Source organism: Microcystis sp. M53598_WE2 (genome assembly GCF_030067735.1).
GTDB lineage: Bacteria > Cyanobacteriota > Cyanobacteriia > Cyanobacteriales > Microcystaceae > Microcystis > Microcystis aeruginosa.
The window spans coordinates 1-9,820 of record NZ_JASJFE010000148.1 but is presented as its reverse complement, the minus strand read 5'-3'; the positions used below and the strand labels follow the sequence as shown (position 1 = coordinate 9,820).

General features: G+C 40.0%; 8 protein-coding genes. All 8 read right to left on the bottom strand.

Features of this window, described 5'->3' with window-relative positions; translation table 11 throughout:
- On the bottom strand, window positions 1–722 hold a 722-nt coding region (locus PX636_RS03325; protein WP_288116219.1), incomplete at its 3' end, for a hypothetical protein.
- Window positions 723–758: 36 nt separating this feature from the next.
- Window positions 759–2,435 carry a DUF4127 family protein gene (locus tag PX636_RS03320; protein WP_288116218.1) on the bottom strand — a complete coding sequence of 559 codons (1,677 nt, stop codon included), beginning with the start codon at window positions 2,433–2,435 and terminating at the stop codon, window positions 759–761.
- Window positions 2,436–2,505: 70 nt separating this feature from the next.
- On the bottom strand, window positions 2,506–3,561 hold the full coding sequence (locus PX636_RS03315) for a DUF3616 domain-containing protein (RefSeq protein WP_271936605.1): 1,056 nt from the start codon (window positions 3,559–3,561) through the stop codon (window positions 2,506–2,508).
- A 91-nt stretch (window positions 3,562–3,652) separates the two neighbouring features.
- Window positions 3,653–4,960, bottom strand: coding sequence for a leishmanolysin-related zinc metalloendopeptidase (locus tag PX636_RS03310; protein WP_002753630.1), 1,308 nt, complete (start codon window positions 4,958–4,960; stop codon window positions 3,653–3,655).
- An 80-nt stretch (window positions 4,961–5,040) separates the two neighbouring features.
- Complete coding sequence (locus PX636_RS03305) at window positions 5,041–5,811, bottom strand: N-acetylmuramoyl-L-alanine amidase (protein ID WP_288116217.1); 771 nt, start codon at window positions 5,809–5,811, stop codon at window positions 5,041–5,043.
- 103 nt (window positions 5,812–5,914) lie between these two features.
- Window positions 5,915–8,209: an SH3 domain-containing protein gene (locus PX636_RS03300; protein ID WP_288116216.1), complete on the bottom strand. Its 2,295-nt coding sequence runs from the start codon at window positions 8,207–8,209 to the stop codon at window positions 5,915–5,917.
- 65 nt (window positions 8,210–8,274) lie between these two features.
- Window positions 8,275–9,306, bottom strand: a complete 1,032-nt coding sequence (locus PX636_RS03295) for a hypothetical protein (RefSeq protein WP_103112213.1) — start codon at window positions 9,304–9,306, stop codon at window positions 8,275–8,277.
- Between the two features lie 41 nt (window positions 9,307–9,347).
- Window positions 9,348–9,820, bottom strand: a 473-nt coding sequence (locus PX636_RS03290) for a hypothetical protein (protein ID WP_288116215.1), incomplete at its 5' end; no start/stop codon positions are given.

Genomic DNA, 9,820 nt, shown 5'->3' with positions numbered 1-9,820 from the left:
CTTGCTCCTATTGCCCCACGAGGTGCTAGGTAATCTTCTTTCAAAAAGTAGAGAAATCCCAGACGACGCAGTTTTTTCTCAACGCCTGTAACTTGAACATTATCAATTAAACAAGGGTCTTGGAAAAGTGCTTTGACGGTGGCTAATCCTAACTTTTCAGCCAGATATTTCATCACACAGGAGACGGAATAAGCACAGGGTGCGTCATCAATATGGTATTGATCTTTGTTTTGTTCAACTAATTCGTTTAGTTTGTTTCGACCTTCCTCCGTTGCTTCCATAAAGGTTTCTTTGGACTGAAGAATGGGCAGGATTCCTTGTTCAAATAACCGGCACCCTTCGGCATCAGTTAACCTGTGATCTGTCGGCAGAGACTTGGTGTGTTTAAGCTTTTTGTAATCATCTAAAACCAGACCCCCATAAATAGTTTTAGTATAATCTGAGGAATCTGCCACATAAATTATAATGCTGGTTTCTTCTTCATGATTAGCTTGATCATAGCCAAAGGCAGTAATTTTGCGCTTCCCAGGATTCGTGAATCCTGAATAAGTAATCGACCAAGAACCGTCTGCTTTAACCTGATTATTGCCTAGGGAATATTTGTCATCTGCTGTGAGTTCTACAGTGACTATTCCAGAATTTACTTTGCCTGTAAAAGTAACAGGTTTTAGACATTCAAAGCGAGCATCATTGATGGGACTAATAATTTGTAGGGAAGTCATGGCATTTCTCCTATGGGATTGTTGAAAAATTTACTGTTAGACGAATTGATCGCCCAATGAAGGATTAAAAGCGATCGCTTCCAGATCGGTACGATAGATACCAACTTTATGAATTTCCTCTGGTAATCTTGGCCAGATGTGGACTTCACTCTCAAAAGTGCGCCAAAATTGCGGGGTAATTCGGAAGACTCGGTTATTAACAAGGGGAAGTCCTGCAAAATGTTCTTGCATTCTGGCATTAACGCGCCGATTTAAGACCTCAAAGACTTTTTTGACCGTAGCAGGATTATCATATCCGTCGTAATGATTGAAAGTTATTCCTGTTTGATTTTGTAGCTGATTACAGAAGCTTTTAGGTTCTTCGGATCGTTGAACTTCTTTATAGCCATTAGCAAAAACATCATGAGCAATGGCTTCTAAATAAAGTTGTCTTTGAGCGGCGGGATTTTTAGCGTAGAAAAGAATTTTTGCCACCGCCAAAGTTGAGCCAACACAATTGCCAAATGTTCCCCAACTACCGAAGGCCAATAAATCATCGTAAGGTAACACAGAAGTGGCATTCCAAGCCCCATTAAAAAGTCGGCCATCAATGATGACTAATTTAGCGCGTTGCTCGGAAGAATAGTTCTTATATTGAGCCAGAAAATGCTCATCTAACTGGGCTTGTTCCTGGTCGTCTTTCTGATAATCATTAATACTACCATTTCGACGACGAGTTAGGATAGCGACCTCGAAATCCCAGTCAGTTTCTGATTCTTCTAACCCAACTGCTGGTAATTTTTCAGTCACAAGTTCTCTGGGTGGTCGTCGCCCGTCGTACCACATTTCAGTCTCCTTATTAGAGATGCGGACACGCACTTTAGTTTTGGGAAGGGTTTGAGCGATTCCCATTGCTACTAATTCATCTGCTCCCCAAGTAATTGGCTGTTTGATAGCCGAGAGATTATACTTATCCAGAAGATTGTATAATCTCGTTTGCATTGTTTCTCGCACATCTTTGGATGAATGTTTTTGAGAATCTCCCATCGCACAAACGACAGCTGAGATTTTTCGATTCATCGACTGTAATAGACGGATAGATTGTTCGAGTCTCCACAACTCTTTGTCGTGTCTTTCTTTTGCCCAATCTGGATAAGGAGTTGGATCCGGTTGAGGAGGACCGACACCAACAAAAGATTGGACGATGACCGCTTTTTCAAATTGAGAAATAGTGGGGAGATAATCTTCGGGATATTGTAGCAATCGTTCTGCAATAATGAACGCTGTATCCTTGACCCGAAGCAGTGTAATCAGTTGTCTGACTAAAGAATCTGTTTGTCTTCTTGGACTAAGAACGTACACAGGACAAATTCTTTCTGAACGGTTGTCTTGTCCATTAGGGGGAATCCCCACTCCATCTCCATCTTGTTCTGTTGGTCGATGATACACCTTAAATTGAGACTGCTTAATATCTTGCAATATCTTGGCCACAGGGTCATTACTTTTAATTTCGACATGGGGCATATAAGCGAACCATTTCGTCATCTGATTAACAGGGGTTGTTAATTCTAATTCCCAGTGATTATTGTCCGCAGATTTGTAATCATTAATCTCAATTTTATCTCCTGCTGTCAAGGAAAATTTTTGAGTAAGATCAGTAATTTGACTGCTATCTAGGGTAGATTGTTTGATAACAGTATTGACTAGAGCTTTCAGTTTTTGGGTAGTCATCATTGATTCTCCTTTTTTTCAATATCAGAGGATTATCTAAGTCTCAAAACTAGCAAAATTTGAGGACATAACCCTAATTAGGGACAGTAAATTGCATAAACTTGGCAGGTATTGCACACTGATTTCCAGAATCCCCACTATTGCCATCAATCAAAATATAGGCTGTTCCATCAACGATCGCTAATCCTTCTGATGACTGGGGTAATTCTCGAAGGATTTCAGGTTTAAGAATCGTATTGGGTTTGAGATCCTCAGCCGATAGTTTCCAAAAAACGAAATTATCTTGACCATCTTTCGGCCCGCCAGCAATTCCCCAAATCTGGTTATTATCAAAGGTAATTTCTCTGATTCCCCGTCCCCCTAAATCTAGAAGTGTTGCACCATCGAATTGATAGTTATCCAGATTAGCCATTGATAGTAAAACAGCATAATTCTTAGCGTCTAATGTGACAACGGGAGAACGTAAGCCAATCCAAATCTTGAATTTTTCGAGGGATAAAGGCTCAGGAATGGCTACTGCTCCTTCCGCATTAAAAGCATTGGCTTGTTCACACGCCACTTTATCTCCTAATGATTGATTAGCCTTGGTTTCCGCCTCATCAATAGCACGACTCACGGCACTGATAATCTTGTTAGAATTCACATCTAGACCTTGAAAGAGAACTTGAGAATCGATTTGAGGACTTTGGATCAGTTCACCAATAATTTTTAATTGATTTCCCGACAATTGAGCCTGTACAAACCGTTGTCTATTTGCTTTGATCTCACATTTATTGTTACGACTGTGAGAACCGAAGAGAAGAACTTTATTATCATCTAATTTTGCGATCGCTTCAATGTCACTTATTTTTTTCTCTAAGGCTAACTGACTTTGACGAGTTGAGTCTAATTGCTTAGAACTCACAGAATAGAGAAAGAGAGCGTCTTTTTGTTCATTATCTGCTACTAAAAGGCAATTTCCTTCTGATTCTGGACAGGTTACTTTTACGACAGCAGATGGTTCACAGACAGGATATTTTCCCAGTGTTGATACATTGTCAGCCTTAATATGAGCCATCGGGAAAAGCCAACCGAGAAGAAGAGCCAAACTAAGTGCTGATAATAGCTTGAAAAGGTGGGTAATTTTCATAGAAACAGTCCTTAAATTATGAAACACTCGATCGGGGGAAGCTTAATTCAGGAAAATAGTAATAACTCCCCCCATATTTATGTTGACAATTTTAGGTCAATGCGGTGTAAATTTCCTCCGATATTTCGGTATCTTTATAGTATTCAAAGTTAATTTCTTGGACTGTTTCTGTCATGGTGAATAGAACATCTTCAATCTCACGAATCAAGGTTTCTAAATTCGTTTTTTGGATTAATTCCTCAGCAATAACATGACCGAGAAGTGCCATCACTTTAATCGTCACAGGTAAGACATATTCATAGGTATCTTTGAATCCCGTCATTAATTCCTGATCAAATCGTTCTTCGTCCCAGTGGGAATATGCTGTTCCTGGACCATAATCGGTTTCAACAAACATATATTGTAGTTCGGGAATCTTCTTGATTGTTTCGGGTTTAAAAGCACCCGTATTTTGATAAAACAAATTCATCCATTGATCCCAACCAAATCCTAAGGTATGTCCAATTTCGTGAATAATTGTGCCAGCAATACCATAATTAGTAAACGTTCCAAGATACTTAGTATTAAACTCAATCTTGCCATAGACGGTATTGCCTTGTTGATAAGGTTTATAGGCTCTAGCAATCACAGAACCAGGACTATAAAATGTTCCTAGTCGGATCACAATATTAGACTGAGGAATGACAAAACGATTCCAAAAGTTACAGGCTAATTTAGCGGTTGCTTTCAGCTTCCCATTGTCATCGTTTAAGATTTGGTAAGTAATCACCGTGCTTCGGTTAATATTTGGGCGAATGATATTGACATGAGGACTATAAGCAAACCAGATGACTGAACCATTGACAGGGGAAGATAAAAGCAATTTCCAATGATTATGATCCACCCTGTCATACTGTTGAATCTCAAGTTTCGATCCAGCTAATAAAGTAAATTTTTGTCTTGGATCGGTTATCTGTGTACTATCAATGGGGTATTTTTTAATGACAGTATTTACCAATGCTTCGATAGCTTGAGTCGTCATAAACTTTTCTTCTCCATTGCCAATAAAATCATTTGAGCGCACAATAGTATAAGGTTTATCGGGATAAAAATTGTGGTCTTTATCCATCTCTCCCCGCACATAAGGAGCAAGGGGTGCAACAGCTTCTATGTCACGATGAAAGGTCAGAGTTTCTAATTCAACCCATCCACAATTGCTATTTACTCCTTCAGGTTTAGAGATAGCTGTACCAAGAATTTCAGAGACGGGAAAAAAAGGTTTTTCTCCACCGATTATTCCTTTGATATAAGCTCCTTTAGGGATGCGTGCTACCATGTCTCCATGAAGGCTTAAATCATCGAGTTCTAGCCATCCAGGGATGCCTTGGTTGGGATTGAGTTCTTCAGGGATTGACATCATAATTAAGTCCTCAAATAAGTGATCATAATTATTAAAACTAGGAGGGGATTAGATTGATTTTGCCCTACCTAACAAAAAGTTTAAGTTTCCTTGACTTCTGCGTATTCTTCAAAGACAAAATGAACATCTCGATCGCCTTGACTTTTATCCAGCCATTTCAGCCAATAGTGTCGTTCTTCACGGCGAAAATCTAATACAGGATATTCTCCCAAATCGATATCTATCAAAGTTTCTGGCGGTAAGTCAGATGACTGTAAAGTAGAGGGTTTAAGAATGGTTTTTTGGGTAACTTTTAAGATACCGGGTTGAGATTCTGATGTATCTTGAGCATCCCCAATTAAACCGACTTTAATCGCATCTGCCATTTTTTCAGCATCAAAGAGATTCATATCCGCCTGAGAATCAACAAAACAACATTCAATTAAAATGGCTGGCATTGAGGTATGTTTAAGGACAAAGAATTGAGCATTTTTGACTCCTCGGTTTTTAAAGCCAAGCTTAACGATTTCAGTGAGAACCGATTGAGCGATCGCTTTTCCTATATTACTGAGGGCAAAAATCTCTGTTCCAATTGGCTTATCTGTACGAAAAGCTTTACCATCAGCTTTATTAAAGTGAATGGAAACAAAGATATCTACTTGATTGACGTTAGCTTTATTGACGCGTTTTCGGAGAGATTCTCCCTCTGCTGCTGTGCTAGGAGTGCAATTAATCACGCTGTGACCTGCCGCAGATAATTTCTTGATTAACCGAGTTCCTACATCTTTCGCCAAGTCATCTTCCTTTTTAAATCCCACTGCGCCGGTATCCCAAGGGGGGCAATTGTGTCCTATATCAATGCCAAATTTCATAATCAGACTCCTTATTTTAAGTTAGATGTAAGGGGCTCAAGTTAAGTCAATGCCGACAATATTTTATCTGTGATTGCTTAACTTGACGTGAATGGACAAGGAATTAAGCAATTGAACACCAGCGAACAATGGTATAACCAATAACACCAGGATCACCGTTGCTGTTTAAATCATTCCAAAATCTGGTGTATTCATTGGGAGGCATGGTTTGACATCCGGCACTGAAAGGATTCGTTTCTCCACCTTGATGAAATAACATCGTTGTTCCAGCAGAAGCACGAGGTTCATTAGGTTGAAATAGGCCATCGTGACTGGTATCTCGTTCCGCCATGGCTGATGCGGTAGGACACAATACTTTACCCAGGGTGGCACTTGTTCCTGTTTTATATTCGTAATATCCTTCGGGTAAACGTCCTAAATCCAGTCGTCCATCACCATTTGCATCAACCCCCATTCTGTTGCGATCAGCCAATGGATTATTACTATCTTCATACTGAGATGAGGGTTCCGTGTTAGAGGCGTATTTACAAGCGTGTTTCCCTGCGCCATCTTTCCAGATCATGTAAGTAATATCATCGTAACAACCATGCCAATCATTGACTTTTGTACTGGTTTCCTTCCGGAAAGAGATTAAATTGCGTTTACGCAATGTTCCGCCATTATGGGTGATAATCTCGGCACAATAATCGTATTGCTCACTTTCCGATAGATTAGAAGCGGGAGGGTTGATTCCCGAACCCATCAGGCGATCGGAGGTTAAACTTTCTAGAACCCAACCGGAACAAGGTGAACTAATACGAAGCCATCTCGCACCTTGACTATCCAAACCAGCATCTACGACAGTTAAAGCCGTATTATTGTCTAATTGACCCACTTTTTCATAGGTAGTTCCAGGTCCAGAGCGCACATTTAAGGGAGGATTGGCATCAGCAGCAAAGACTCGATGCAGCGAGGAAGTTAAAGAAGTAAAGACATAACCTTCCACAGGTTTATCGATGCGAAGCCAATTGTCATCCGTCCCTATCACGTTTAAGGGTGTGCCATTAGTCAGTTCTGTCACCACTGAAAAGTTTGTTCCTGCTCCTGAACGGACTTTTAAGGGCGGATTTGGGTCATTGACAAACACGCAATAGGAAGATTTTGTCAAGTCACGATGAACATAACCTTCAATCGGTTTACTAATTTTGAGCCAATTGCCCTCTTCACCTACAACCGTTAATCGTGTCCCGTTATCTAAACGCCCCACAGGATCATAATTACTCCCTGCACCTTTCCGCACATTTAAAGGCGGATTGGCATCACAGACAAAGACGAATTTTTCAGGCTGAGGTAGGGGTGGTTGACTTCCTAAATATTCCTTAACCCCCGCACAAATTTTCTCAACGATTTGCTGATAACCGCCATCTCTCAACCAACGAGCATCTTCATCATTGTCAATGAAGCAACTTTCAAACAAGATGGTGGGCATGGTACAAGCATGGGTACAATTCCAGACTCGACTATACCAGTCATGAGCAAAGGGCGTTCCAGCGTATTCATAACCCCGTCCTTGTAAAGGCAGTCCTCGGAAGTGTTTATCGATGATTTTGATAAATTTCTCAAATTCTGGACTCCGATTCACATAAAATAACCACCAACCTTTTGCCTGTCGGTTACAAGCATTATGATGCAGACACAAACAAACATTTGCACCACTGTCATTAGCTCGTTGTTGCAAGGTTGAAAGGGAAGCTAATTCATTTTCTTGACGACAGATAATCACTTGATAATTGCCCGCCGCTTCTAAACGGGCCTTAACTTCAACTGCTTCTTTCCAGTTGTAGTCTTTTTCCCGTAAATTTAGCGTATGGTTGACTGCCCCTGAATCTGTCCCTCCATGTCCTGGCATAATAGCAACTTTGAAAATCCGTGATGGAGGAGGTTGTTCTCCACCATATTCATCTAGTAAGCTTTGAGCTTCAGGGAAAACATTTTTGACCTTACTGACATAGTTTGGGTCGGTGGCATAGCCTTTTTCCCAAATATATTGTAAATAGCCTTCCGGATCATTATCGTATTCTTCCCATCCCTGATAGGGGGAATTCGGACGACCGATAAACCGCCAATATCCCATTGCGGCCTGTTCTGCGGTTTTCCAATGACACCAATAACAACCATTGGGTTCGCTAGGGGTAACTAACCAAATTTGATGGGTGATTTTTTCGGTGTAATTGTCGTCAATTTTATCTCGCCATTTGAGTCCACCGGGGTTTCCCGCTTCTTGAAAAAGTTTACTCGTACCTCGTGCAGATTCAACGATTGCTTGTGCTAATTGAACAACCCGTAATTTGCGATACCGAGTGGGAATTTGTTCGGTGATAGCAACGGCACGCACATAATCAGTCCATGAGAACATCATAATCATTTCCTCCTATTATTAAACAGTTTCCAAATACTAAAAGTTAGGGAATGCCAATTAATTGATTACTGCTCAAAATTCTTGAGATTTTCCTTTAAGTAAGCCAAGAGAATCTCCAGACGTTTTGCTTCCGCTTCAGTGAGGTAATCGCCCTTTTGTTTTAACTCAAAATACCGCTTAGTAGAACTAGCTAAACGAATAATTTTACCCAATTCTTCTAAGGCATTGAAGTAGGGAATCACAGTATTAGAAGTGGTTAGAGGATAGTTAGTAGTTCTGTGGTAAGCTTCTAATACTTCAGTGGCTAAGTTTTTCTCAATTTGACTGGGGGCTAAAGTAATCCCTTTTTTGATGTTAACTACAATGTAAGGACTGACGGGTTTATTATTAGTTGAAGTCACAATCCCATTCGATCCCATTTTCAAGGTTTCTATCTCAACGGGTTCAAAGAAAAAGGCATAAGCTCCTGTTTGTAAGGGAGCTTCTCCAATCACAGGTCTTTGCTCAACGTTAGCAGGATAAAGACCAAAAGTTGATGTTTTCACTTGGGGTTGAAATCTAGCTTCAACAACAGTTGCCAGAATATTATTAATGCCCTGTAAGGCTGTACTTCCCAGTGTTGTATAAGGTATTAAACTAGGAAAAGCCGCCCCTACAGTTCCCACAACTTGCTTCAATGAATTGGTAACTTGTTCTAAAGTAGAACGTCCTAATCCTTGACAAAAACTACTAAACGATAAATACAATCGCTGAGATTTTTCATCTTTTTGAAAGTCTTCAATGACAGCAACATTTTCAGCCCAAATGTCTGTTACATCTAAAGTCATTCCAGAGATGTGATTAAGATAGTGAACCTTGAAAATAGGGGTTTCTTGATCTCCTAATCCTATCTGACTGACAAGAGCGAAATAGTTATTATCCCACTGTCCTGCTAAATAATGACCTTTGTACTTAGTATACAGTTGCAGTGAAATTGTATTGATCGAGATAGTAAAATCCTCCGCAGGAGCAATTAAAGCATCATTGTCCTTGATATAGGGATCAAGTAATTTTCCCGGTTCGTGAAGAGGAACTCTACCAATAGTTGTCGTGGTCATTTGATATTCTCCTGATGGCATCAATAATGCAGGTAATACATCTAAGCAATTACTGTTGTCCCGGTGATTAAATCTTTAAACTTTGCCGCAACCTGATTTTCCCAAGCCTGAAAAATCAGATCATCTTCAAATAATTTTTGAGGATTAATGGTAGAATTAGGATTGATCAGAACTCCGATATCTCGGTATTCAGGTTGCTCATCTAAAGCGTAAGCTGCTAACTCACTACAAATCCATTTATCAGGACAGTTGAGAGCTTCAGACAGTAATTTTTTGATTTTTTGCCGTGATAAAAGACTGAGTATCTGACCGGGTAAACTTCCAGAAAAGGCATGAGCTAGGATTAGTTTATAGTCATATTTTTTACCTAATTCTGGTTTGAGAATCTCAACAATACGCTCTGCAATCTCATCAGTTAAATCTTTGGGTTTGCGGAAGAAAATTTGGCAATTAGAAGGTTGAAAATAGGGTTCTAGAGGATTTTCTTCTACCATATTCGTGCCAGCATTCGCTT